Below are 24,676 nucleotides of genomic sequence, written 5' to 3'. Positions count from 1 at the left end.
GTGCCCGTCGTTCGCGGCAGTCGACCGCGAGCGACGCCACGCGTCCGCCCTGACAGGAATAACCTCGACAACCATGATCATCGAGGCCGCCTGCGTCGGCCGGGAGAACGAACTGTCGGAGCTGACCGGCCGCGTCGCCGACGCCGCCGGTCCCGGCTTCGTGCTGATCACAGCCCCGCACGGTGCCGGGAAGTCGACGTTGCTGCGGCGCCTGTCGGAGATCCTGCGGGGTCGCCGGGTCCGGGTCGCCGCCGCACCCGAGCTCGGCGATCCGGCCGAGCTCTTCGGTGACGACCCCGCAGCGCTGCTGATCGACGACGCCGATCATGCGGACGACGCGGCTCTGCGCCGGCTCGGGCGGCTCGCCGCCGCGCGTCCGCAGGCCCACGTCACGGTGATCCTGGCCGCGGAGCGGTCCACGCCCGCCATCGCCGACCTGCTGCCGGACACCTTGCGACTTCCAGGTCTGGACCGCAGCGCCGTGGCGGAGATCGCCGCGGCCCGCGGGCGGTCGGTGCACCCGTCTCTTCTCGACGAACTGACCAGGCACACGATGGGCCGACCGCGCGAGATCGTCGAACTGCTCGACGAGTTGCCCGACCGTCTGTGGTCGCGGGCCGACGCAGCCCTGCCCGCACCGGCCCGTGAGGTGGAACGGGTCCAGACCGCCCTGGCGGCGTGTCGACCGGAGACGCGGCGGCTCATCGAGGCGATCGCGATTCTGAACGATCCGAACTCACTCGGCACGGCCGTGGAACTCTCGGCGGTCGGCGACGTGCTGTCCGCCGTCGACGAGGCGGTCGGAACCGGGCTCGTGGAGCCGGCCGCCGCCGTCGGTCCGGCCGCCTCGGCCCTGGCCGTGCCGACTCCGGTCACCCGTGCCGCGGTACTCGAAGTGCTGGGGCCCAAGCGGACCGGGTTGCTGCACCGCCGAGCCTCGGAGCTGGTGGCGGATCCGGCACGCAGACTGCATCATCGCGTCGCCGCCGCACCGGTGCCGGACGCCGAACTCGCGGACGAGGTCGCCGCACTGGCGGCCGATCGGGGCGGCGCGGGCGAATGGGCGGAGGCCGCCGAGCTCTACCGTGAGGCCGGGCGGCTGACCGACGAGCCGCTCCGGCATGCCGAACGAGTGACGCTCTCGGTGGACGCGCTCTTGGCCGACGGTGACTGCCTCACCGCCGGTTCCATGGTGCCGACGGTGGAGAGCCTTCGCGAGACTCCGCTGCGCAATGCGACACTCGCTTATCTGGCGATCCTGCGCGGACGATCGGCCGAGGCCCGGATCCGGCTCGACAGAGCGTGGGGCATCGTCAGCGTGGAGCGCGAACCCGCGATCGCGGCCCTCATCGCGCAGCGTTACGTACTGCACTGCCTGGTCCGCTGTCAGGGCGAGCGCCTCGTCGGCTGGGCGGACCGCGCGATCGACATGGCCGGAACCGCCTCGCCCGCCGGTGTGGAGGCCGCCGCGATCCGCGGGCTCGGCCTGGCATGGTCCGGCCGCACGGCCGACGCCGTCGCGTCGTACGACGCGCTGGGCCGCGACGTCCGGTTCGGAGCGCAGACGCAGCGGGTCGCCATCGGCCACGGCTGGCTGCAGCTGGGGCTGGACGAGGTGGACTCCGCGCGCACCAGTCTCGAGACGGCGGTGTCGATGGCGAATCTGGGCGGCTCCAAACGCATCACGCTGTGGGCACTGGGCTGGCTGGCCCGTCTGCGGTTCGTGAGCGGCGACTGGGACGGGGCACTGCTCACCGTCGCGCAGTCGCGCGAGCTCGCGACCACCAGCGGCATCACCCTCGCCACCCCGCTCGCCGACTGGACCGCGGCTCAGGTCCACTGCCTCCGAGGCGACCGGGAGGCCGCGGACGCCGCGGTCGCGCATTCGGCCCGACTGGCGGGCGACTACGAGATCATGCAGATTCCGCTGCTGCTGGCACAGGCGCAGATCGCCGAGGCGGCCGCCGATTACAACAAGGTCACCCGAGTTCTCTCCCCGCTGAGGCTCCTCGCCGAGGACACTCCGGCTCTCACCGAACCGGGCTGGTGGCCGTGGGTGGACGTGCTGGCCAACGCGCTGGTACTCGACGGCCGGCTCGAGGCCGCCGACAGTCTGCTCCGCCCGCACGAGGAACTGGCCGACCTGCGCGGGCATCGTTCGGCCGGTGCCCGGCTCCGCTACGCCCGCGGCCGCTATCTCGGTGCCATCGGCGACATCGCCTCCGCGCGAAGGAAGTTCGAGGAGGCCCTCGAGCTTCTCGACGGTCTGCCCCTGCGGCACGACCAAGCGCGCGTCAACTTCGCCTACGGGCAGACTCTCCGCCGGGCGGGCAAGCGGCGCGCCGCCGATGCGGTGATGGGCAACGCCCGCGACATCTACCGGTCGCTCGGAGCCACGGCGTACGTCGACCGCTGCGACCGCGAGTTGAAGGCCGGCGGCCTGCACGCGGTTCGCGGCGACCGCAGTTCTGCGGAGCTGACACCGCAGGAGGAGTCGGTGACCGCGCTGGTGGCCTCCGGGATGAGCAACCGGGAGGTGGCCGCCGAGCTCTACATCTCACCGAAGACGGTGCAGTACCACCTGACCCGCATCTACGCGAAACTCGGCGTCCGGTCGCGTTCGGAGCTGGCCGCGCTGCGCCGGTGATCTCGGCAGCGGCTACTGCGCCAGCAGATGGTCCAGCAATGCCGGATTCACGATCTGCGGTTGCTGAGCACAGGCCAGGTGGGCCGACTCGGGAACCACCAGCAGCCGACCGTCCTGGACGCCGTCGACGATCTCGGCCAGGACCGACGGTCCGGTCGCGGTGTCGTCGCGGCCGGCGATCGCCAGGGTCGGCGCGGAGATCGACGGCAGATCGGCGCGCTGATCCATCGCGGCGATCGCCTCGCAGCAGCCCGCGTACCCCTCTGCGGGCGTGCCCGCGACCATCGCCTCGTAGTAGCGCTTCCGCTCGGCGTCGGCGGACAGGTACTCGGGGGTGAACCAGCGGCTCACCACCGCCTCGGCGATCGGCGCGACACCGTCCGCACGCACGGCGGCCGCCCGTTCCGCGTACGACTCGGCGTTGGCCAGCCGGGCCCCGGTGCACAGCAGCGCCAGGCGCCGAACGCGGTGCGGTGCGCGGACCGCGACCCGCATCGCGGTCATGCCGCCGAGCGAGAGCCCCACCAGGTGGGCGCGGTCGACGCCGAAACCGTCGAGGAGCGCCAGCACGTCATCGGCGAGGTCGTCGATGCTGTACGGTCCGTCCGGCACCGGGCTCTGCCCGTGACCGCGGGTGTCGTAGCGGATCACCATGAAGTGCTGTTCCAGGTCGGCGATCTGCGCGTCCCACATCCGGTGCGTGGAGCCGAGCGAGTTGGAGAGCACGACGGCGGGTCCGTCGGGCCGGCCGCTGACCACCGCGTGGACGTCGACGGCGCTCATCGGATCGCCTCGAACACGGCCGCGAGTCCCTGGCCGCCGCCGATGCACATCGTGACCAGCACGTTTCGGGCGCGTTGTCGCTTCGCCTCATGGGCAGCGGTGACCACCAGCCGCGCGCCGGTCGCTCCGATCGGGTGGCCCAGCGAGATGCCCGAGCCGTTGGGATTGAGCCGCTCGTCGCCGGGCTCGACTCCCCATTCGGCCAGGACGGCCAGCACCTGCGCGGCGAAGGCCTCGTTGAGTTCGATGAGGTCGATGTCGTCGAGTGTCAGTCCGGCGCGCGCGAGTGCCTTGGCGGTGGCACCGACCGGCCCGATCCCCATCTCCTCGGGTGCGCATCCGGTGACGGCCCACGAACGCAGTGCGAGCATCGGATCGAGGTCGCGCCGCTCCGCTTCGGCGAGTGTGGTGACCACCATCATCGCGGCGCCGTCGTTCTGGCCCGAGGCGTTTCCGGCAGTGACGGTCGAGTCGGGGTCGACGGCCAGGCGGATCGGGCGCAGTCGGGCCAGCGATTCGGCCGTGGTGCCGGGACGTGGATGCTCGTCCCGGTCTACGACGACGTCGGGGTCGCGGCGGCCGCCCGGGACGGTGACCGGAACGATCTCGTCGGTGAATCGGCCGGCCTCGATGGCGGCGAGGGCACGGCGATGCGATTCGGCGGACAGCCGATCCTGTTGCTCTCGGGTGAGTCCGTAGCGGGCGCGCAGATTCTCGGCGGTCTCGATCATCCCTCCCGGCACCGGATGCGATTGCCCGCCCGCCGTCAACCGAGCACGATCGAGGCGATCGCGCAGTTCCACGCCGCCCTGCCCGACCCCGGTGCGCAGGCCGAGCGCGTAGTGCTCGACGGTGGACATCGACTCGGCGCCGCCCGCGACGATCAGATCGGCCCCTCCCCCGGCGATCTGCGCCGCCCCGGACAGGACGGCCTGCAGACCCGAGCCGCAGCGGCGGTCGAGCTGCATTCCGGGCACCCCGGCGCCGAGTCCGGCGTCGAGGGCGGCGATCCGGCCGAGAGCCGGCGACTCGCCGCTCGGATACCCCTGTCCCAGCACGACGTCGTCGACCTCGTTCTCTCCGAGACCGGTCCGGGCGACGAGCTCGCTGAGCAGGTCGGTCGCGAGGCGGTCGACCGTCAGCTTCGCCAGCGCTCCGCCCATGCGGCCGACCGGTGTCCGCAGCGGGGAACAGATCACGATGTCGTCGTGGGTGCGAATGCCGGACGCAGTAACCATGCGTCCAGCCTAGAAAGCCGGACCCATATCGTGAAGTACATGTTCTACGATCGCTGAAACAGGAGAGGTATCAATCATGGAACTGCGGCATCTCCGGTATTTTCGCGTGGTCGCCGAGGAGCTGCACTTCCGTCGCGCCGCCGAACGTCTGCACATCGCGCAGCCGCCGCTGTCTTCGCAGATCAGACAGCTCGAAGAAGAGCTCGGCGTCCAGTTGCTGACGCGATCGACCCGTCGCGTGGAACTGACTCCGGCCGGGGAGGTGTATCTGGACCGGGTCCGCGAGATCCTCGACGCCGTCGATGCGGCCGGCGAGCAGGCGCACCGGGTGGCCGAGGGCATGCAGGGCGCGTTGACGATCGGGTGCGTCGGATCGGCCACCTATTCACTCTTCCCGCGTCTGGTGCGAGCACTGCGCGACGAGCTGCCCGGCGTCGATGTGAGCGTGCGCGGCGAGATGCTGGCCCCCGACCAGGTGACGGCGCTCGAGGCCGGCCGGATCGATCTGGCGCTGCTGCGGCCCCCGGTCACCAGTGCGCGCGTGGTGGTGGAGCCGGTGCGCCACGATCGACTGATCGCGCTGGTTCCCGACAGTCACCGGCTCGCCGGACGCGGCGAGGCGGATCTGGCCGACCTGCGCGACGACGACTTCGTGATGCACGCGGGCCACGGCCGCTCGGCGCTCAACGGACTGGTCACCGGCCTGTGCGCCGACGCCGGGTTCGTTCCGCGGATCCGGCACGAGGTGACCGAGACCTCGACTCTCGTCACGCTCGTGGCCGCCGGGCTCGGAGTGTCGGTGGTTCCCGAGCCGACGTCGGCTCTCGACATCGCCGGAGTCCGGTACCTTCCGCTGCGCCCCGAGGCAGGAATCGATCTGTCCGCGGCATGGATTCCCGAGCCGGCGTCTCCCGTCGTCGAGCGTGCGCTGACGGTCCTGCGGCGGATCGCCGCGGAGTGAGCCGGTACGAGGGCGCTGACGGTCCGCCCAATGGCGCCGGTTCGTCGTTCTAGGAACTTGTGCCGTATTCCACCGACGAGAAGGTCCCCGTCGCGAACGACGGGGACCTTCTCGGAGTGCGCCCGTAGGGATTCGAACCCCAAACCTTCTGATCCGTAGTCAGATGCTCTATCCGTTGAGCTACGGGCGCGTAGTGGATCTTGCGATCCGCACTTCTTCAATTGTACCGGGTGCGTGTCCCGGTCGGCGGAGGCGAGAGGATTTGAACCTCCGGTTCCACTTTCATGGAACAACTCATTAGCAGTGAGTCCCATTCGGCCGCTCTGGCACGCCTCCCTGGTGGAGTCCTTTCGGGCCGCCGGGGCAAAACATTACACAGAGGGAGCGTCGGGACGCAAATCGCCGACCGGATGAGCATCGACCCGCAGGTCAGACGTACATTTGAGGGGTGAGCATGCGAATCCGCCCCGATCTGGACACCCTGCCCGTCTACGTCCCCGGCAAGACCTTTCCGGGCGCGATCAAGCTCGCCAGCAATGAGGTGACCGACCCCCCGCTCCCCGGCGTGGCCGCTGCCATCGCCGAGGCCGCAGCGACGGCCAACCGCTACCCCGACAACGGGATGGTGGAGCTCACCGACGAACTGGCCAAGAGCCTGGGCGTGACCCCCGCGGAGATCCAGGTCGGCTGCGGATCGGTGATCCTCTGCCAGAACCTGATCACCGTCACCGCCGTCCCGGGCGACGAGGTGCTGTTCGGCTGGCGCTCGTTCGAGATGTACCCGGTGGCGACGCGCGTCGTCGGCGCCACCCCGGTCCAGATCCCGCTCACCGGCGACGCCGTGCACGACCTCGCAGCCATGGCGGGCGCGATCACCGACCGGACGCGCCTGATCTTCGTGTGCAACCCCAACAACCCGACCGGCACGGTGGTCGAGGCGCAGGCGCTGCGCGACTTCCTGGCCGCAGTGCCGTCAGACATCGTCGTCGCGCTCGACGAGGCCTACTTCGAGTACATGCGGCTGACCGGACCGTTCGCGTACGACGCCCTCGAACTGCGGCGCGAGTTCCCGAACCTGGTGGTCCTGCGCACCTTCTCGAAGGCGTACGGACTCGCCGGCCTGCGGGTCGGATACGCGGTCGGCGATCCGGAGGTGATCACCGCGCTCAACAAGGTGCACGTGCCGTTCACCGTCAGCAGTGTGGCCCAGTCCGCGGCCGTCGCCTCCCTGCACGCACAGGACGAGCTGCTGGCACGGACCGACGCGGTGGTCGCCGAACGTGAACGCGTCACGGCACGACTGCGCGAGCTCGGCTACCGGGTACCCGATTCACAGGCGAACTTCGTGTGGCTGATGCTCGGCGACGACTCCATGCCGTTCGCGACCGAGTGCGCCGAGTCCGGGGTGATCGTCCGACCGTTCGCGGGCGACGGGGTGCGGGTCACCGTCACCCATCCCGCAGAGAACGACGCCTTCCTCACCTTCGCGGAGAAGTACGCCGGCGCGCGGTCAGAGTGAGGGCGCGATGGCGTTCCACGCCTCGGGCAGGTCGCGCTTCCAGTAGTCCCAGCTGTGCGTGCCGATCAGGCGGAATCCCGAGGTGAAGGGGATGTCGTTGGCGCGCAGCAGTGTCGCGAACTCGAGCGAGCAGCGGTTCGCGCCCACCTCCAGCGCCGAACCGGCAGCGATCTGCGCGTTCTCCGGGCCGTCCTTGGGGTCACGCTTGGCGGCCAGGTCGAGCGGTCCCACCGCACCCGAACCGGACGAGATGTACAACGCCTTCCCGCGCAGGGCGTCCAGCTTGTGGGCGGGATCGTGCTGCACCCAGTCCTTGGAGCCGGGCGCACCCCACATGTTGTCGGCGTTGGCGCCGCTCTTCGCGACGGTCGCGCGGACGTAGGCCTCGTTGGCCTGACCCGACACACGCGGGCAGCCGCTCATCGAGGCGACACCGCGGTACAGCTTGGGGTGGCGGGTGGCGAGGGCGAACGCCGACTGGCCGCCCATGGACAGACCCATCACCGCATTACGTCCGGACCCGCTGAACTTCGCGTCGATCACGGGCGGCAGCTCCTGCGTCAGGAAGGTCTCCCACTGAGGCTTGCCGAGCTTCTTGTCCGGCTTCTCCCAGTTGGTGTAGAAGCTGCCCGCTCCACCGGCAGGCAGGACGACGTTGACGTTGCGCCCGGCGAAGAACGACTCGGCGCCGCCCTTGGTGATCCAGTCGCTGACCTTGTCTCCGCCGTCCGCGCCGTCGAGCAGGTACACGGTGGGCCGCGGACCGGAGCCGCCGGGGCTGAGAACCGTGACCGGCACCGAGCCGTTCATCGCCGCCGACTCAACGGTGAGGTCCACCCGGTGAATGCTCCGAACCTTCTCCGCGACCACGTGCGCCCCCTTGGGAGCGGCGTTGACCGGTGCGGTCGACACCGACGCCAGCATGGCCGCAGCCGCGACGACAGACCCGGCGGTGACCAGCTTCAGTGACATACGATCGCACCACATGGTCGCCCAGCGTACCCGGCGAAAGTGTCGACCGTGTGAACGTCGATGCCGAGCAGCGTGCTGGGCCGGCACTAGGATCGGCGACATGACCGAGACCTCGACGCTGCCGGACGGCCGTCGCCACGCCTTCACCGCGCAGGTCCCCGTCAGGTGGTCGGACATGGACGCCTTCGGTCACGTCAACCATGCGCGGATGGTGACCCTCATGGAGGAGGCACGTATCCAGTGGCTCCTGAGCGCCGGGGACGACTACGCACCGCACATCAAGAGCGCGATGATCGTCCACGTCGACATCCGGTACCGAGCACAGCTGCACCACGACGATTCGCCGCTCCGGATCGGGATGTGGATCAAGGGTTTCCGATCGGTCGACTTCACGATCGGCTACGAGATCGCCGGCGCCGCCGCGCCCGCGGGGGCGCGCCCGGCGTGCGTCGCAACCACTCAGATGGCCGTCGTCGACATCGAGAAGCACAGTCTGCGGCGCCTGACCGCCGCCGAGAAGGACCGTCTGCGCGAGTGGACCCGCTCCTGAGACTCAGGGCTCGTACTTCTCCGGAAGCTGCGCGGGTGCCGCCGTGCCGAGCTGAGCGATGTTGCCCTGCAGGACGTCCCGGTAGATGCGCAGCTGTTCTTCGCCGCTGCGCACCTGCTGCGACAGCCTGCGGGAATGGTCCGCGGACAGTTCGCGGTCGCCGGAGCGCGAGAGCAGATGGTCGATGCGCGCGTCGATGGTGGTGGCACGGTCGAACTCGTTGAGCAGCCGCAACTCGACAGCCGCGGACTCGACGGTCGCACAGATGTCGATGAGAGCGTGGACGCGGTCGATCAGTTCGGTCCACACCGGCCGCAACGCCTCTTCGCGCTCTCTGATGTGGGCGACGAAGCCGGGATCGAAACCGCCGTTGTCCCGAGCGCGGTCGAGATCGACGCGCAACGCCCGCAGCGCCACGACGTCGGAGGCGATCTCGGCGAGTTCGGCGTGCAGGTTCACCTGCACCCGCTGCATCTCGAAGTGGTCCGACAGCCAGGCCGGGTTGGTCCGGATGCGGTCGTAGTAGTGGCCGGCGACGAACAGGAGTGCCTCGTAGCCGTCGGCGAAGCTCGAACCGCGCGACGAGTCCTGCGTGGTGGGCATGGTTCCGAAGACTTCGTCGGCCCAGTGCTCCACCTGCCTGCGTCCGGCGCGCCCGGCGACCTTGTCGACGATTCCCGCCACTTTGTCCAGGGCATCGGTGCCGGCCCAGCGGGCACCCGAGGTGGACAGGTTCGCCACCGGTGTGCAGAGCAGCCCGGCGAAGAGTTGCTCGCGCTCCTCGACCTCGAGGTAGACGTTCTCGCGGCGTTCTCGGCGAATGGCCCGCATACCCGACGGAAAGACGCCCTTGCCGGTGACGACCGCGCGGTGCGCCTCGTCGCGCCGGCGGGTGAGCCCGGCCATCCGGGACCGGATGATCGGGACCACGACGCCCGGCAGCATCGTCGACGCCAGTTTGCGCTCGGCGTGCACGATTCCGCGCTGCACGCGCCGCAGTTCACTGAATCCCGACTGCGGAACCGGCATCGGCAGTCCCTGCGAGACGCGGCGGACCACCGTCGCCCGCGCGGTGGGCACGAGATAGCCGGCAGCGATGAGAATGCACGCGGTGTCGGACAGTTCCGCAGGCTGCCCGGGCACCCGCGCATCCGTCGTCCACTGACGGAGATCGGCTGCCGTGACAGCACGCTGCGGTGAGGTCATGGCGCCGATTCTACCCGCGGACCCCGACAGATCGCGTGGGAGAATCCCGCCACAGCGGGGCGGTGAGGCGATGCAGCGACCACGCGACGGGCACGCTGATGACACTGGTCACGACGAAGGCCGCGAGGGTGGATCCGGTGAAGACCGAGTACCCGAGAAGATCCATCGTGAACTCCAGCACCATCACGTGGACCAGGAAGAACTCGTAGGAGATCTCGCCGAACCACACCATCGGCCGACTGCCGCACACCCGGGACCACGCGTCGTCGCCGGGGCCGATCGCCAGGGGACCGACCAGACCCAGGGCCACCACCAGGTAGAGCGTGTGTTTGACGACCGTCGCTCCGGCGTCGGCCGGCACGATCGTCGGCTCTCCGGCGACCGCGCCGCCGCTGATCAGGAACGCACCGACCGCGACAGCGACGCTCGGGATCGCGGGCCACCGCGTCACCGTCCGGGCCAGGACGGCGAGCACCATCCCGCCGACGAACCAGCTCGCGAAGGCGGGCGGCCACATTCGCGCGGTGGGGTCGACGCCGTCGGACCCGTGCACCACCACCGTCCACAACGGCGAGACCAGCAGCAGCCCGCCCAGGCACACGAGCAGCAGGTCGGGCCGCCACCGATCGCGGCACACCAGATGCGCGATCGGCCACGCCACCAGCGGCAGCGCGATGTAATAGGCCACCTCCGCCGCCATGCTCCACATCTGGGTGAGGCCGGTGTGCAGGTGTCCGAGCCCGTACACCTGGGTGAATGTGAGGTTCCGCAGCAGGTCCGACCACCCCTGACCGAAGTCGGACGTGTCCGTGCGCACCAGGAAGATCGCGTACACCGCCAGCACCGTGACCCAGTAGGCGGGCACGATCCGCCGCACCCGATGCCATGTGTAGCGCCGCAGCCCCGGATACTCGGCCGGCGCTCCGGATTGCGTCTCCTGCAACGCCCGCACCCAGGGCGCGAACAGCAGGTAGCCGGAGAGGACGAAGAAGAGCGCGACGCCGACCTCGAAACGAGACAGCAACCGACCCACGTAGTCGTCGGTGTAGTGGCCGGTCCAGTACGCGGCGTGCGTGAGGCAGACCGACAGCGCGGCGACGGTCCGGACACCGGTCAGTGCGGGGACGCGGCGTCGCACCGGGGTCAGATCCAGCCCCGATCGCGTGCGATCCGCGCGGCCTCGGCCCGCGTCGACGCGCCGGTCTTGCCGATGGCCGACGACAGGTGATTGCGCACGGTGCCCGCCGAGAGGTGCACCTGCGACGCGATGGTCGCGACGGTCGCACCCGAGAGCGCGGCGGTGAGAACCTCGGTCTCGCGCGGAGTGAGCGGATTGTCACCGCTGGTGAGGCTCTCGGTGGCCAGCGTCGGATCGATGACGCGGAGCCCGGCGTGGACGCGTCGCACGGCGTCGGCCAGTTCGGCGGCGGGGGTGTCCTTGACGACGAATCCGGACGCACCGGCGTCCACCGCGCGGCGCAGGTATCCGGGCCGGCCGAAGGTGGTGACCACCAGCGAGCGGACTCCGGGCAATTCCCGCGTGATGCGGGAGGCCGCCTCGATGCCGTCGGCCCCGGGCATCTCGATGTCGAGCAGGCACACCTGGGCGCCGCTGGACCGCGCCGCGTCCACCACCTCGTCTCCCCGGCCCACCTGCGCGACCACCGCGAGGTCGGGCTCGAGATCGAGCAACGCCGCGAGCGCACCGCGGACCAGTGCCTGGTCGTCGGCCAGCAGCAGTCGGATGGTCTCCACCGGTCCCCCTCTCGGAGAAGAACCTACCGTCCCTCGTCCACGCTCGCGGTCACCGTGGTGCCGGTGGCATCGGAATCGACCGTCAGGCGTCCGCCGCCGGCGTCGACCCGTTCAGCGAGCCCGCGCAGGCCGTTCCCGAAGGTCAACAGCGGCGAGCCGTGACCGTTGTCGGCGACGGTCAGGCTGTGATCGGTGAGCGTCACGACGCATCGGGTGACTCCGCTGTGGCGGACCACGTTCGTCACCGACTCGCGCAGCACCCATGCGAACAGCGCCGCGTGCGGACCGTCGTAGGCGTCCGGATCCGGCAGGTCGGCGTCGATCTCCGCCGCCGTCAGCGCGATCTCCGCGGCCGCGACCACACTCGGCAGTTCCGGCGCACGCAGGTTGCCGACCGTCGACCGGACCTCGGCGAGCGCCTGCCGGGCGAGCGCGTTCAGTTCCGCCATCTCCTGCTTCGCCCGCGCCGGATCGAGATCGACGAGCCGGCCCGCGAGCTCGGACTTCACCGAGATCACGGTCAGCGAGTGCCCCAGGATGTCGTGCACGTCGCGGGCCACGCGTTCGCGTTCGGCGACCACCGCGAGCTGCCCGTTCAGCTCCCGCTGGCGTTCGGCGGCGAGTTCCCGGTCGCGCTCGCCGTCGCGCATCACGCGCGAGAACCCCATCGTGATGCCGACGACCAGCAGGACGATCAGGAAGCCGCTGTCGAGCTCCCACCCGAACAATTCCGGTACGACCACCGCCGAGACGAGGACCGCCGCCACCCCGGCCAGCGAATACCCCACCCGCCACGGTGCCGCGAAGGCGACCGCCGCCATCACGAACGGCGCCAAGGAGAACGCGTCCGCGCGCAGCAGCGGCATCAGTCCGATCATCAGAACCGCGAGCAGGGCGATCGCGGCGTTGCGCGCCGGCGCGGAGCGGGGATCGCAGTCGAACATCGAGTACACGCACAGCAGCAGATAGACGACGACGAACACCGCGATGATCGCCAGGGCCAGAGCTTTCATCAGCCATCGCGCGTCGGCGGTGATGATCCCGGCGATCGGATACCCCATGAACAGCAGCCACACGGCCGCGAACAGCCAGCGCCCGCTCCGCCACGGTGAGGTGGGGGCGGGCGCTGCGGTCATCGGTTCCTCCAAACTGGTCCCGGCACGGCGCGAACTACTGCCTGCGCGTGCTGCGGTTGTAGAAGTAGCTTGCCGCAACGGCGAATGCGATGGCCCAGAAGGCGATGTTCGCGATGATCACCCACAGGGAGATCGGGGTGCCGTAGACGGTGACCCCGTGGTCGAGCGGGTACCGCGCCAGCGAGACGACGCCGAACATCGGGGTGAACTCGGCGATCCGCAGCATGGTTCCGTTCAGGGGGACGAAGACGTTGCCCGCGAAGGCCAGCAGCGCGAGCACGCCGCCGAGGGCCTGCATGGCGCCGTCGGACTTCAGAATGCTGCCCAGGGCCAGCCCCAGCGCCGCGAAGACGGCCGAGCCGAGCCACGCCAACACCAGGCACACCGCCCAGACTCCGACCGGGGCGGTGGCTCCGGAGATCGCGCCGACCACGGCCAGCAGCACCACCGGCAGTGCGCTCATGGTCAACGCGAGCGCGACCTTGGTCGAGACGTAACCGGCGGGCCGCAGCGGGGTCATCATCAGTGTGCGCGTCCAGCCGGCCTGCTGCTCGATGGAGACCGCGGCGGCGTTCGACGCCGCCGCCAGGACCGCGCCGTACAACGCCATGCCGACCAGGACGTAGAAGGCGACGTTGCCGCTGCCGACCGTCTCGGAACTCTTCTGGGTGGCGCCGAAGACGAGGTACAGGAGGGCGGGCATCGCGACCGTGAAGATCATCGCTCGCCGGTTCCGCAGAACGCGGCGGATGTCGTTACGGAGATAGACGGTCGACACGCTGCTCGCAGCGAGGGTGGAATTGAGACTCATGGCAATGCCTTTCAGGTCTCGGCGCGTCAGGCGCCGGTGGTCAGCGCGACGAACGCGTCTTCGAGGTTGTGGCTGGCGATCTCGAGATCGCGGGCACGGGTGCTGGTCAGCAGGTGGCGGGCGAGGACGTCGGAGTTCTCGAGAGACAGATAGATCCGGCCGCCGCGCCGTTCGGTGATCTCCAGGTCCGGGAACACCCGTTGGAGACCGGGCACCGCGTCGTCGTCGAGGACGGCCGAGACGATGCGACGGCTGGCCCGGGCGCGGATGTCGGCGGTGGAGCCGTCCGCGACCACCCGGCCGCTCGCCATCATCACGATGCGGTCGGCGAAGGAGTCCGCCTCCTCCAGATAGTGGGTGGCGAACAGGACGGTGCGGCCGTGCTGGGCGTCGGCTCGCATGGCGGCCCAGAAGGTCCTGCGCGACTCCACGTCCATCCCGGCGGTCGGCTCGTCGAGGACGATGAGGTCGGGATCGGGCAGCAACGCCAGCGCGAACTTGAGTCGCTGCTGCTCACCGCCCGAGCACCGGGAGACCTTGCGAGCGCCGAGATCGGCGATGTCGGCACGGCGCATCACCTCGGGGATGTCGGCGGTGCGCCCGTGAAGCGCGGCGACCGTGGAGACGGTCTCGGCGACGGTGAAGTCGTCGAGCAGTCCGCCGGTCTGCATGACCGCGGCGATCCGGCCGGCGCGCGCCGCCTCGCGCGGATCGCGGCCGAAGACCCTCACCTCGCCGGAGTCGGGTGTGGTGAGGCCGAGGATCATGTCGATGGTGGTCGTCTTGCCCGCACCGTTGGGTCCGAGGAAGGCCACCACCTCGCCGGGCTGGATCTGAAGGTCGATGCCGTCGACGGCCTGGACGGTCTCGCCCTTCGAGCCGCGGAACCGCTTCGACAGATCGGAGATGGCGATGGCCGGAACCGTCGACGCGGTTCGCGCTGGGGTGAGATGTCGCTGTGTCATGACATTCACTCTTCCGCCGGGGGACGCCGGTCACCCAGAGCGGATGTCATCGGTTCGCCATGACGTTTGTCATGGGCCCGGCACAACGCTTCGCGATCGCGGCAATCGGTGTAGCCCGGGCCGCCGACGGGGCCGGTCGTTGCCCGGGTCACACCGTGCAGGCACAATCGAAGGACGAGGACCTGCGAAAACAGTCGGGAGTTGAACGCGATGAGAGACGGCGCCGGCGTGTCGACTCGCGTCCGCCGTGCCTACGAGCAGTTCCTCGCCGGTGTCTCACCCGCCGACGACTCCGTGCGCTCGCTGGTCCGGGAATCGTGGGAGCGGTCCCGCAGCCGAGGAGTGGATCCCAGTGAGGTGGAACCCGGCCACGACGCCGGTGCCCCCATGTCGGGTGATGCCTTCGACGCCTACCGCTCGTCGCATCGGCTGGCGGCCGTGCGGCCGCTGGTGCAGTCGCTGATGCTCGACGACATCGCCGATTCCGGCGTGGTGGTCGCGCTCACCGACAACCAGGGCCGGCTTCTGTGGGTGGAGGGCGACCACGGCGCCCGTGACGCCGCGGCCCGCATCAACTTCGTCGAGGGCTCGGTGTGGAGCGAGGACACCGTCGGCACCAATGCGCCCGGACTCGCCCTGACGATGAATCGCGGTGTGCAGATCATCGGTCCGGAGCATTTCTCCGGTCCCGTCCAGAACTGGAACTGCGCCGCGGCCCCGGTGCATGATCCGGTGTCGGGCGAGCTGCTCGGCGTCGTCGACGTCACCGGCGGACCCGCGGCCGCGGCACCGTTCGCTCTCGCGGCGGTCCGATCGGTGGTCGCCGCGGTGGAGCGGGAACTGCAATCACGCGCCGTCGACCTCGCCGCACCCGAGACCTTCGTCCGACCCGACACGCGCCCCCGGCTGACCGTGCTGATCGACGGCCCCGCCCACTGGCACGACGCCGCGGGCGCCGCCCGACCGCTGTCGCCGCGGCACGCGGAGATCCTGCTCCTGCTGCAGAGCTACCCCGAAGGCCTGGGCACCGAGCAACTCGCGACGATGCTCTCGGACGAGGGGCTCGGCGCGGTCACCGTGCGCGCCGAGATCTCGCGGCTGCGGCGCGACCTCGGCGATGTGATCGCCGCCCGCCCGTACCGGCTTACCGTCGACGCCGGCTCCGACGTCGACGAGTTGCGCGGGCTCATCGCCGCGGGCGATCTGACCGCGGCGGTCCGGGCGTTGGGGCGCGGCGGACTGCTGGCCGAGTCCCTCGCCCCCGGCGTGGTGGAACTGTTCGACGAAGTGCGCGAAGACCTGCGATCGCGCATGTTCGGCACCGGCGACCTCGTCGCACTGAACGCGTGGGTCGCCTCGCCGCACGGCCGGGACGACATCACCGCGTGGAACGCGCTCGCCCAGCGGCTCCCCGCCGGACATCCGCAGCGGGCGGTCGCACAGGGGCGGGTCCGGCTGCTCGATCGGCGGTTCGGAGTGCGGCGCTGAGGGCGCCGGGCGCACCCCGCGCCGCGATGCAACGCGACTGCAACCACATCACCCCTAGTGTGTGATTCACCTCACTGATTGAAGTGAATCCACGAAGGAGTGCAAGCATCATGACCGTCTTCGCAAAGCCCGGAGCCGACGGCTCGCTGATGAGCTACCAGTCCCGCTACGACAACTGGATCGGCGGCAAGTGGGTTCCGCCGGTGAAGGGTCAGTACTTCGAGAACCCGTCGCCCGTCGACGGCAAGACCTTCTGCGAGGTGGCCCGCTCCACCGCCGAGGACATCGATCTGGCGCTCGACGCCGCGCACGCCGCCGCACCGGCGTGGGGCAAGACGTCGGTCGCCGAGCGCGCCGCCGTCCTGAACAAGATCGCCGATCGCATGGAGGAGAACCTCGAGGCGATCGCCGTCGCCGAGTCGTGGGAGAACGGAAAGGCCGTCCGCGAGACACTCGCCGCCGACATCCCGTTGGCGATCGACCACTTCCGCTACTTCGCCGGCGCCATCCGCGCCCAGGAGGGCGGCATCTCCGAGATCGACAAGGACACCGTCGCCTACCACTTCCACGAGCCGCTGGGCGTCGTCGGTCAGATCATCCCGTGGAACTTCCCGATCCTGATGGCGACCTGGAAGCTGGCCCCGGCCCTGGCCGCGGGCAACGCGATCGTCATGAAGCCGGCCGAGCAGACCCCGGCGTCGATCCTGTACGTGATGAGCCTGATCGGCGATCTGCTGCCGGACGGCGTCGTGAACATCGTGAACGGTTTCGGCGTCGAGGCGGGCAAACCGCTCGCCTCGAGCAACCGCATCCGCAAGATCGCCTTCACCGGCGAGACCACCACCGGCCGCCTCATCATGCAGTACGCGTCGGAGAACCTGATCCCGGTGACCCTGGAACTGGGCGGCAAGAGCCCGAACATCTTCTTCGAGGACGTGATGGCCTCCGACGACGGCTTCCTCGACCGCGCACTCGAGGGCTTCTCGATGTTCGCCCTGAACCAGGGCGAGGTGTGCACGTGCCCGAGCCGCGCGCTGGTGCAGAGCAGCATCTACGACGATTTCCTCGAGCGCGCCGTCGCCCGGGTCGCCGCCATCAAGCAGGGCAACCCGCTCGACACCGACACCATGATGGGCGCCCAGGCGAGCAACGATCAGTGGGAGAAGATCAAGTCGTACCTGGAGATCGGCAAGCAGGAGGGCGCCAAGGTGCTCACCGGCGGCGAGCCCGCCGATCTGGGCGGCGACCTCTCCGGTGGCTTCTACATCCAGCCGACCGTCTTCGGCGGCAAGAACGACATGCGGATCTTCCAGGAGGAGATCTTCGGACCGGTCCTGTCGGTGACCTCGTTCACCGATTACGACGACGCGCTCTCCATCGCCAACGACACGCTGTACGGCCTGGGCGCCGGCGTGTGGAGCCGCAACGGCGCCGTCGCCTACCGCGCGGGCCGCGACATCCAGGCCGGCCGGGTGTGGACCAACACCTACCACGACTACCCGGCGCACGCCGCCTTCGGCGGCTACAAGCAGTCGGGCGTCGGCCGCGAGAACCATCTGATGATGCTCAGCCACTACCAGCAGACCAAGAACCTGCTGGTCGGCTACGCGCAGAGCGCCAAGGGCTTCTTCTAAGCCGGCGTGCGATGAACGAGCCTGCAACCGTCGCGCGCGTGGTTGCCACCGACTCCGCCGTGGAGCTCCTGACCAAGCTGTCGGAGCTTCACGGCGGGCTCATGATCCATCAGTCGGGCGGATGCTGCGACGGCTCCGCTCCGATGTGCTACCCGGTCGGCGAGTATCGGGTCGGCCAGCGCGACGTGCTCGTCGGCGAGGTCGAACTGCCCGAACCGCTGCCCGCGGTGCGCATCTGGATCAACGGCGACCAGTTCGAACTGTGGAAGCACACGCAGCTGATCCTCGATGTGGTGCCCGGCCGCGGAGCCGGATTCTCCCTCGAAGCCCCCGAGGGCGTCCGGTTCCTGTCCCGATCGCGGGTGTTCACCGATGAGGAGAACGCCGCACTCGCGGATTCGCCGCCCCTGACCGGGGCAGACCTGGACGTGTAGCGGCGACCCGCAGAATTTTTGGCTCCCGGAACGGTCTCTGAGACCGTTCCGGGAGCCAAAGTTTTTCCGATCGGAGCTCACCCGGCGAGCAGCACCCCGCCGAGTGCCACACCGGCCACCAGGACGGTGGTCAGCGCCGCCTGGACGAAGGGGCGCCATCCCACCCTGCGCATGACCTCCATGCGGACGCCGAGTCCGAGAGCCGCCATCGCGATCGTCAGCAACACCACCTGCGCCTCGTGCCCCACGGAGATGACCGCCGAGGGCAGCACTCCGGTGGACCGCAGGATCGCGCACACGACGAATCCCACCACGAACAGCGGAACGATGGGAGGCCGCTTGCCCGCTACCCCGGTGGCGCGGCGCTGACGGATGCTCAGCACGGTGACGACCGGCGCGAGCATCATCACGCGGGCCAGCTTCACCACCACCGCGACGGTGAGCGCGCCTCCGCCGATCATCCCGCCGGCGGCCACCACCTGCGCCACCTCGTGGATCGAGCCGCCGGCCCACAGCCCCGCGACCTCGTCCGAGAGCCCCATCGCGTGGGAGAGCAGCGGGATCGCCGGAATCATCAGCGTTCCGAAGATGACGACGGTGCCGACCGCGGTCGCGGTGTCCTCGTCGTCGGCCTCCACCACGCCGTCGACCGCCGCGACCGCCGCCGCACCGCAGATCGACATGCCGCAGGCGATCAACAGCCGGCGGGCGAACGGAATGCCCAGCGCCCGTCCGATGAGCAGACCCCCGACGATGCCGCCGACGACGATCGCGACGACCACCAGAATCATCCCGAATCCGAGTCCGAGCACATCGCCGAGAACCAGTTGCAGCCCCAGCAGCGCGACACCGATGCGCAGCAGCGTCTTCGACGCCAGCGTCAGTCCGGGCGCCGCGGCGGCAGGCTGCCGGACCACGTTGGCGACCACCGCGCCGATCACGATTGCCAGCAGGAGCGGGCTGACCGCAGGCAGCAGCATGGTGATGCCGGTGGCGGCGAGGGCGACCGCGCCGCAGATCAGCAGCCCCGGAACCACGGCGCGGGGATCGGGCCGGTCGCCTCTCCCGGACTTTCCGGCACGATGCAGTGTCTGAGTCATACCTCCACGGTCGGCGAACCGGAGACGATCGGGAACCCGGAGATCCGATATGCAGGCATATCAAATCGATATGGTCATGACCCCGTCCGTCTCGCTAAAGACTGGCCTCCCGGCCGAGCCGGGAGGCGAGCTTCTGCAGCATCAGCAGCCCGGCGCCCATCCGGTCGGCGAACTCCAGCAGACGGTCGACGGCGGCCGAGTCGGGATTCTCCAGCCGGAAGGCCAGCAACTCCCGGGCACCCGCGTGCATCACGCGCGCCGTCAGTTCCGGATCGAGCTGGTCGAGCCCGATGTCGGCGACGACCTCCGCCAGGTACTTCCGAACCCGCTCCTGCGACACTTCGAGCCGCCGGCCGAACTCGGCAGGCGCCCCCAGCGGGGGCGACAGGAACAGCCGCCAGCTCGCCGGATTCTCGTCGATCGCCTCGATCAGCCGCGCGAGCACCGCACGCAGTTGCTCGAGTCCGGCGAGACCCTCCGCGCTCGCGACAGCGGCCGCGAAGTCGGCCTGGTCTCGGTCGCCCTCGCGATCGACCAGCGCGACGAACAGTCCGGTGACGTCGCCGAACTGCTGATAGATCAGCGTCCGGTGCACTCCGGCCTCGTCGGCAATGCGGGCGGGGGTCGCGGCGTGAAAGCCCTCGCGGTCGACGATCGCGAGAGCGACGTCGAGAATCTGCTCACGCCGGGCCGCACCGCTCATCCGCCGACGCACGTTCTCCGAAGTCACCCTTGACATCGTAGTTCACACATTGTTAGTTAGTAACTAACAATGTGTTAGTTACCCCGGAGGGCCGCCGTGACCACCTATTACCCCGATCTCGCCGACGTGGTCCGCCGACAAGCCGACGCCCTGCCCGAGGTGTACGGCGACGTCGACTTCAGCGGCGTTCCCTACCGGTTCACCACTGACCCGGACGTCGAATCGGCACTACCGGCGTGGGTGGGCGGCCGGTCCCGCTACCTGTCGGACGAGCGAATCGTGGAGCTGATGACCACGTCGACGATGCTCGGCGACGTGGTCGCCGACAGGTATGCGGCGCTCGCGGCCGACCACAGCGTCTCGGAGCTGATCTCGATGCTCCGCACGGCGTGCCGCGAGGGGATCGACGCCGTCGAAGACGCGCCTTCCGAACTGGCGTCGTTCCTGGAAGCGATGGAGACCACCCCCGACTGGATCGATCTGGACCTGGTCGCCGAAGGCGCCCGCCTGTCGCGAGTGCCGTCCGCGCTGCTCTCGCCGTTCATCACCCGCAGGGCGTTCATCGCCACCTTCACGAATCTGTACGCCGCACTTCCGATGGTGATGACCGGCGCACTGACCGGCAAACGCGCGGCACGGCGGGTCAACGAGACGACGAGCTTCTTCGCGGTTACCACGCTGCCCGGCGCACTCGACCGCGACGGCGCGGGGTTAGAGGCCGCCGCGATGGTGCGACTGATGCATTCGATGGTGCGGTACAACGCCTTGCGCCGATCCGGAACCTGGGATGTCGACACCTACGGAATCCCGATCCCCCAACTCGATCAGGCACCGGCCGGTCTGATGGGCGCGTTCATCCTCGCCCAGCGCGCATTGCGACAGGGTCGCTCCGAGTTCACCCGGGCCGAGCGGGCGACGGTGGAGTTCCACCGGTACCGCTGCTTCCTGCTCGGGCTTCCCGAGGAACTGGTCCCCGCCACGCCCCGGGGAGTGGTCGACGTGTTCACCGGCCGCGCTGCGCTGCTGCGCGCCGGATTCGACGGCTCGTGCGCGTCACTGGTCTCGACGATGAACGCCTACCTGCGCTCGGGACACGCCGCCTTCGACCGTGCCGCCGAATCCGTCGAGCGCAGCTACAGCAAGATCGCGTTCATGATCGCGTTCTGCCAGGGGAATCGCCGTGCCGCGGCACGGATGGGCGTCGAGATCGCCGCCGCCGACTTCGCCAGGATCGCGGTCACCGCACCGTTCATCGTCGGTCGCCTCGCGGCCGCCCAGTACGCGACGCGGATCCCGTTCCTCGCCCCGCACGTCGACCGGTACGCGACGCGGATGGTCGAGCGACGGCTCGCCGACTACGGCAAGCCGGAGTTCCGGACCGACCACACCGAGTACGCCGTCGCGCACTGAACGATGCACGACCGCCGGCGCGACCGGGGTACTGTCCAGCCGTGGACTTGCGATCGATCGACCTGGGGGCGCTCGAGTTGCTCGTCGGAGTCGACGACCACGGCAGTCTGAGCGCGGCGGCCCGCGCGTTGCACGTCGCACAGCCCAATGCGTCACGGGCCATCGGGCGGCTGGAACGCCTGCTCGGCGTCCGTCTGCTCGATCGGGTCACCACCGGCTCCCGCCTCACCCCGGATGGGACCGTGCTGGTGCATTGGGCCCGACGCACCGTCGACGATGCGCGCGCACTGCTGGATGTGGCGGCCGGGCTGCTCAGCGATACCGCCGCCGAGGTGACCGTCGACGCCTCGATGACGGTCGCCGAACACCTGATGCCCCTGTGGCTCGGGACATTCCGCACCGACCATCCCGAGACCACCGTGCACCTGCGGGTCCGCAACTCCAGCGCGGTGTTCGAGGCCGTCGCCTCGGGCGCCTGCGACGTCGGCTTCGTCGAGAGCCCGTCGATTCCGTCCGGACTGCACAGCGCGGTGGTCGCGCGCGACCGCCTCGTGCTCGTCGTTCCGCCCGGCCACAAATGGTCGCGCCGTCGGCGCCCCATCGACATCGCCGAACTCGCCGCGACGCCGCTGCTGGTCCGCGAACCCGGATCGGGCACGCGCACGACACTGGAGGTGGCGTTGACCGGATACGACATCGCCCCGCCGATCCTCGAACTCGGCAGCAGCGCCGCGATCCGCACCGCGGTGGCCGGCGGGGTCGGCCCCGCCGTGCTCAGCACCCTCGCCGTCCAGGAGTCCGCGCGCAGCGGCGAGTTGCGCGTGATCGATGTGGACGGGCTCGATCTGACCCGGGAACTGCGCGCCGTGTGGCGACCGCCACGCACTCTCCAGGGCCCCGCGGCCGAACTCGTCCGGATCGCCCGCCGGTCGGCACAATAGATCCGTGACCGCCGACCAGCCCGGCTACGACGCCCTCGCCGACCTCTACGACAGAACGTTTCCGGATCCGTTTCAGACGGCGCTCGAGCGCCGGGCCGTCGACGCCTTCGCGGACATGGTGCTCGAGTCGCGGCCGGATGCGGGGGTCGTCGACGTCGGCTGCGGCACGGGCGGTGTCTCCGCGCATCTCGCCGGACGCGGGCTCAGCGTGTGCGGCGTCGATCCGAGCGCCGGAATGCTGGCGGTGGCCCGACGGAGGCACCCGCAGCTGACGCTCCGGACGGACGACGCCCGGCTGGTCACCGTCGACCTGTCACGGGTGGGCGGCGTCGTGGCGCGGCACAGCCTGATCCACGTACCTCCGGACGAGGTGCGCGAGATCCTCGTCGATTGGTCGGCACGACTGTCCGCCGGCGCCGTGGTGCTCATCTCGACGCAGGCCGCCGACGAGCCCGGTGTGCACGAATTCGATCACGCCGTCGCAAAGGCGTGGCGCTGGCATCCGGACGCGCTCGCCGACGCGGTCGTCGCGGCCGGCTTCGCGGAGATCTGGCGCACGGTGAGCCGAGCGGACGCCGACCACCGCTTCCCCGACGTCCATCTGGCGGCGCGGCGCCCATGACCGATCACGCTCCGGTCCCGCCGTCGCGACCGTCGGTCCGCGCACTACTCCTGTCGCGGCCGTCCACCCGTGGACGCTGGGCTCCGGCACTGCGCGGAGGGCTGGCCTTCCTGCTGCCCGCGCTGACGCTGTACGGGCTGGGATTCGAGCGAAACGCGGTCCTCGCCGCACTGGGCTCGTTCGCGCTGATGTACGGCGAACGTCGCCCGTACCGGATCAGGTGGCGGGTGAACCTCACCACGGGTCTGCTGCTGGTCGCCTCCGCGGCCCTGTTCGGCGCGCTCGGCTCATGGATGGGTCCGGGTGGATCGACGGCTCGCGAGATGACGATGGTCGGCGCGCTCGCGGCGCTCACCGCCGTCTCGGTATTCGGGGTGAACACCCTGCGTCTGGGGCCTCCCGGTCCGTTCTTCCTGGTCTTGGTCGGAGGTGTCGCCGTGGTCGTCTGCCGCGCCGGCGGCTCCGCCGCGACGGTGGCCCTGTGTACGGCCGCGGGCGCGGCCGCCGCGTTCATCGTCAGCATGTCGCCCGGACTGTGGCGCCCGCACGGACCCGAGATCGCCGCCACCGAGACCGCACTGGCCGAGGGCGAGCGCTTCCTCGCCGACAACCGCGAGCCCTCCCGCAGGCACAGTGTCGCGGCGTCGACGCTGAACGCGTGGTCGGTGCTGCACGACGCGGCGCAGATCGACGGCGATCTCGCACATCGTCTCTGGCTCACTCATCACCGCGTTCACGGCGCCGAGGCCGGCGCGCTGATGGCGCCGCTCCCCCGTCCCAGCATCGTGCACCGCCTCAGATTCGGAGCGCGCCTCGACAGCCACGCGACAGTGACGGCCACCCGTGCGACGGTGGCCACGCTGCTCGCGGGCGGGGTCTCGGTCCTCGCCGGCCTGGGACGCCCCGACTGGGCGATCATGGGCGCGGTCCTGGTGCTGCAGTTGGGGCCCGACCGTGTCCGCGGCGCGGTGCGCGGTGTGCACCGCGTGCTCGGAACGCTCGGCGGTCTGGCGATCTTCGCCGTGCTGCACACACTCGATCTGCACGTCGCCGCGCTGATCGTGGTGCTGGCCGTGCTGAACATCATGATCGAGCTGACCGTCACCACCAACTACGCGCTCGCGGTCACCTTCATCACGCCGCTCGCGCTGCTGATGGGAGCGCCGACTCAGCCGCTCGGCGAGCAGATGCTCTCACGCGTCATCGAGACCCTGTTGGGCGTCGCGTTCGCGGTGGCGACGATGTGGCTGCTGTTCCCGCGGATCCACCGCAGCACCCTCCGCTCCGCGGACGAGGCGGCCAGGGCGGCGTGTTCCGATGTGTTGAACCGGGCGAGCACGGATGTCCCCGCGTCGGCGTCCATGCGCGTGTCGCGGCGCGACCTCCAGTGGCAGTTGCTGGAAGCCGAGCTGGCCGCGACCGACAGCGCGAACGACGAGCCCGCCTGGGCGTACCGCTACTGGCCCGCCCATGCGGCGGTCCGATCCGTGGGCTACGACACGCTCGGCGCCTGCTGGCGCGCCGGCCCCGACACCCTGATCGGCGAGACGATCCGCGCCGACCTCGCCGACCGCGTCACCGCGAGCCGCACGATCGGCCTCACCCCTCCCCCGACTGAGCGAGGCCCTGAACAGGCAGGTTGAGCAGCCTTCATATAGGCCAGTTGAGCGAGCGCAGCGAGTCGAAACCCTCCTGCCCCAGCGACCTCCAACAGGCCAGTTGAGCGACCTCCAACAGGCTGGTTGAGCAGCCTTCCACAGGCTGGTTGAGCGAGCGCAGCGAGTCGAAACCCTACCGACCG

General features: G+C 69.9%; 22 protein-coding genes and 2 tRNA genes. 11 read left to right on the top strand and 13 right to left on the bottom strand.

Annotation, left to right across the window (positions count from 1 at the left end; translation table 11 throughout):
• Window positions 1–73 precede the first annotated feature (73 nt).
• Window positions 74–2,647 carry a helix-turn-helix transcriptional regulator gene (locus Y710_RS02150; RefSeq protein ID WP_062366161.1) on the top strand — a complete coding sequence of 858 codons (2,574 nt, stop codon included), beginning with the start codon at window positions 74–76 and terminating at the stop codon, window positions 2,645–2,647.
• Window positions 2,648–2,659: 12 nt separating this feature from the next.
• Here Y710_RS02150 and pcaD read toward each other — a convergent pair whose 3' ends face one another.
• Together pcaD and Y710_RS02140 are read right to left on the bottom strand one after the other, a co-directional pair.
• Window positions 2,660–3,430 (bottom strand): 3-oxoadipate enol-lactonase, encoded by a 771-nt coding sequence (gene pcaD / locus Y710_RS02145; protein ID WP_006897462.1) that lies wholly within the window; start codon window positions 3,428–3,430, stop codon window positions 2,660–2,662.
• Window positions 3,427–4,668, bottom strand: a complete 1,242-nt coding sequence (locus Y710_RS02140) for an acetyl-CoA C-acetyltransferase (RefSeq protein ID WP_062366158.1) — start codon at window positions 4,666–4,668, stop codon at window positions 3,427–3,429. Before Y710_RS02140 ends, pcaD begins: the two co-directional genes overlap by 4 nt.
• Window positions 4,669–4,744: 76 nt before the next feature.
• Here Y710_RS02140 and Y710_RS02135 point away from each other — a divergent pair, with 76 nt between their 5' ends.
• The gene (locus tag Y710_RS02135) at window positions 4,745–5,629 is read left to right on the top strand and encodes a LysR family transcriptional regulator (RefSeq protein WP_045537891.1); all 885 of its coding nucleotides are present in this window, start codon (window positions 4,745–4,747) and stop codon (window positions 5,627–5,629) included.
• A 117-nt stretch (window positions 5,630–5,746) separates the two neighbouring features.
• On the opposite strand, the gene Y710_RS02130 is transcribed toward Y710_RS02135, so the two are convergent.
• A tRNA-Arg gene (locus Y710_RS02130) sits at window positions 5,747–5,819 on the bottom strand.
• 57 nt (window positions 5,820–5,876) lie between these two features.
• Window positions 5,877–5,965 (bottom strand) — tRNA-Ser (locus tag Y710_RS02125).
• 112 nt (window positions 5,966–6,077) lie between these two features.
• On the opposite strand from Y710_RS02125, the gene hisC reads away from it, so the two are divergent.
• Complete coding sequence (hisC, locus tag Y710_RS02120; RefSeq protein ID WP_062366156.1) at window positions 6,078–7,148, top strand: histidinol-phosphate transaminase; 1,071 nt, start codon at window positions 6,078–6,080, stop codon at window positions 7,146–7,148.
• Here the strand turns inward: hisC and Y710_RS02115 are convergent.
• Complete coding sequence (locus tag Y710_RS02115) at window positions 7,140–8,120, bottom strand: alpha/beta hydrolase (protein WP_082083920.1); 981 nt, start codon at window positions 8,118–8,120, stop codon at window positions 7,140–7,142. The two genes, hisC and Y710_RS02115, sit on opposite strands and share 9 nt — an antisense overlap.
• Window positions 8,121–8,220: 100 nt before the next feature.
• Here Y710_RS02115 and Y710_RS02110 point away from each other — a divergent pair, with 100 nt between their 5' ends.
• Window positions 8,221–8,670 (top strand): acyl-CoA thioesterase, encoded by a 450-nt coding sequence (locus Y710_RS02110; protein WP_006897467.1) that lies wholly within the window; start codon window positions 8,221–8,223, stop codon window positions 8,668–8,670.
• A gap of 3 nt (window positions 8,671–8,673) precedes the next feature.
• Here Y710_RS02110 and Y710_RS02105 read toward each other — a convergent pair whose 3' ends face one another.
• The 6 genes from Y710_RS02105 to Y710_RS02080 are packed head-to-tail and all read right to left on the bottom strand — an operon-like array spanning window position 8,674 to window position 14,543.
• Complete coding sequence (locus Y710_RS02105) at window positions 8,674–9,876, bottom strand: hypothetical protein (RefSeq protein WP_045537899.1); 1,203 nt, start codon at window positions 9,874–9,876, stop codon at window positions 8,674–8,676.
• A 10-nt stretch (window positions 9,877–9,886) separates the two neighbouring features.
• Window positions 9,887–11,014, bottom strand: coding sequence for an acyltransferase family protein (locus tag Y710_RS02100; RefSeq protein WP_006897469.1), 1,128 nt, complete (start codon window positions 11,012–11,014; stop codon window positions 9,887–9,889).
• A 5-nt stretch (window positions 11,015–11,019) separates the two neighbouring features.
• Complete coding sequence (locus Y710_RS02095; protein WP_006897470.1) at window positions 11,020–11,631, bottom strand: response regulator transcription factor; 612 nt, start codon at window positions 11,629–11,631, stop codon at window positions 11,020–11,022.
• A gap of 23 nt (window positions 11,632–11,654) precedes the next feature.
• Window positions 11,655–12,767, bottom strand: a complete 1,113-nt coding sequence (locus Y710_RS02090; RefSeq protein WP_062366153.1) for a sensor histidine kinase — start codon at window positions 12,765–12,767, stop codon at window positions 11,655–11,657.
• 34 nt (window positions 12,768–12,801) lie between these two features.
• Window positions 12,802–13,578 carry an ABC transporter permease gene (locus Y710_RS02085; RefSeq protein ID WP_006897472.1) on the bottom strand — a complete coding sequence of 259 codons (777 nt, stop codon included), beginning with the start codon at window positions 13,576–13,578 and terminating at the stop codon, window positions 12,802–12,804.
• Window positions 13,579–13,604: 26 nt separating this feature from the next.
• A complete protein-coding gene (locus Y710_RS02080) occupies window positions 13,605–14,543 on the bottom strand; it encodes an ABC transporter ATP-binding protein (RefSeq protein ID WP_006897473.1) in 939 nt (312 codons plus the stop codon).
• A 210-nt stretch (window positions 14,544–14,753) separates the two neighbouring features.
• Between Y710_RS02080 and Y710_RS02075 the strand changes: the two genes are divergently transcribed.
• The 3 genes from Y710_RS02075 (at window position 14,754) to Y710_RS02065 (ending at window position 18,099) form a co-directional block, all read left to right on the top strand.
• On the top strand, window positions 14,754–16,031 hold the full coding sequence (locus tag Y710_RS02075; RefSeq protein WP_062366336.1) for a sigma-54-dependent transcriptional regulator family protein: 1,278 nt from the start codon (window positions 14,754–14,756) through the stop codon (window positions 16,029–16,031).
• A gap of 110 nt (window positions 16,032–16,141) precedes the next feature.
• Window positions 16,142–17,665 carry an acetaldehyde dehydrogenase ExaC gene (locus tag Y710_RS02070; protein WP_006897475.1) on the top strand — a complete coding sequence of 508 codons (1,524 nt, stop codon included), beginning with the start codon at window positions 16,142–16,144 and terminating at the stop codon, window positions 17,663–17,665.
• A gap of 11 nt (window positions 17,666–17,676) precedes the next feature.
• A complete protein-coding gene (locus Y710_RS02065; protein WP_045537907.1) occupies window positions 17,677–18,099 on the top strand; it encodes a DUF779 domain-containing protein in 423 nt (140 codons plus the stop codon).
• A 77-nt stretch (window positions 18,100–18,176) separates the two neighbouring features.
• Here the strand turns inward: Y710_RS02065 and Y710_RS02060 are convergent, their stop codons facing one another.
• Together Y710_RS02060 and Y710_RS02055 are read right to left on the bottom strand one after the other, a co-directional pair.
• Complete coding sequence (locus tag Y710_RS02060; RefSeq protein WP_082781244.1) at window positions 18,177–19,199, bottom strand: YeiH family protein; 1,023 nt, start codon at window positions 19,197–19,199, stop codon at window positions 18,177–18,179.
• Window positions 19,200–19,293: 94 nt separating this feature from the next.
• Window positions 19,294–19,929 carry a TetR/AcrR family transcriptional regulator gene (locus Y710_RS02055; protein WP_231650119.1) on the bottom strand — a complete coding sequence of 212 codons (636 nt, stop codon included), beginning with the start codon at window positions 19,927–19,929 and terminating at the stop codon, window positions 19,294–19,296.
• A 69-nt stretch (window positions 19,930–19,998) separates the two neighbouring features.
• On the opposite strand from Y710_RS02055, the gene Y710_RS02050 reads away from it, so the two are divergent.
• From Y710_RS02050 to Y710_RS02035, 4 genes are read left to right on the top strand one after another with little or no spacing between them, the layout of a single operon-like run.
• On the top strand, window positions 19,999–21,312 hold the full coding sequence (locus Y710_RS02050) for an oxygenase MpaB family protein (RefSeq protein WP_062366151.1): 1,314 nt from the start codon (window positions 19,999–20,001) through the stop codon (window positions 21,310–21,312).
• 41 nt (window positions 21,313–21,353) lie between these two features.
• The gene (locus tag Y710_RS02045; protein ID WP_006897480.1) at window positions 21,354–22,253 is read left to right on the top strand and encodes a LysR family transcriptional regulator; all 900 of its coding nucleotides are present in this window, start codon (window positions 21,354–21,356) and stop codon (window positions 22,251–22,253) included.
• A gap of 4 nt (window positions 22,254–22,257) precedes the next feature.
• The gene (locus Y710_RS02040) at window positions 22,258–22,875 is read left to right on the top strand and encodes a class I SAM-dependent DNA methyltransferase (RefSeq protein WP_006897481.1); all 618 of its coding nucleotides are present in this window, start codon (window positions 22,258–22,260) and stop codon (window positions 22,873–22,875) included.
• Window positions 22,872–24,518, top strand: a complete 1,647-nt coding sequence (locus Y710_RS02035) for an FUSC family protein (protein WP_045537911.1) — start codon at window positions 22,872–22,874, stop codon at window positions 24,516–24,518. The genes Y710_RS02040 and Y710_RS02035 overlap by 4 nt, the downstream gene beginning before the upstream one ends.
• Window positions 24,519–24,676: the final 158 nt, after the last annotated feature.

The organism is Gordonia sp. QH-12 (assembly GCF_001578675.1).
GTDB lineage: Bacteria > Actinomycetota > Actinomycetes > Mycobacteriales > Mycobacteriaceae > Gordonia > Gordonia sihwensis.
Note: the sequence above shows the minus strand (reverse complement) of the source record. Positions and strands in the feature narration are given on the sequence as shown.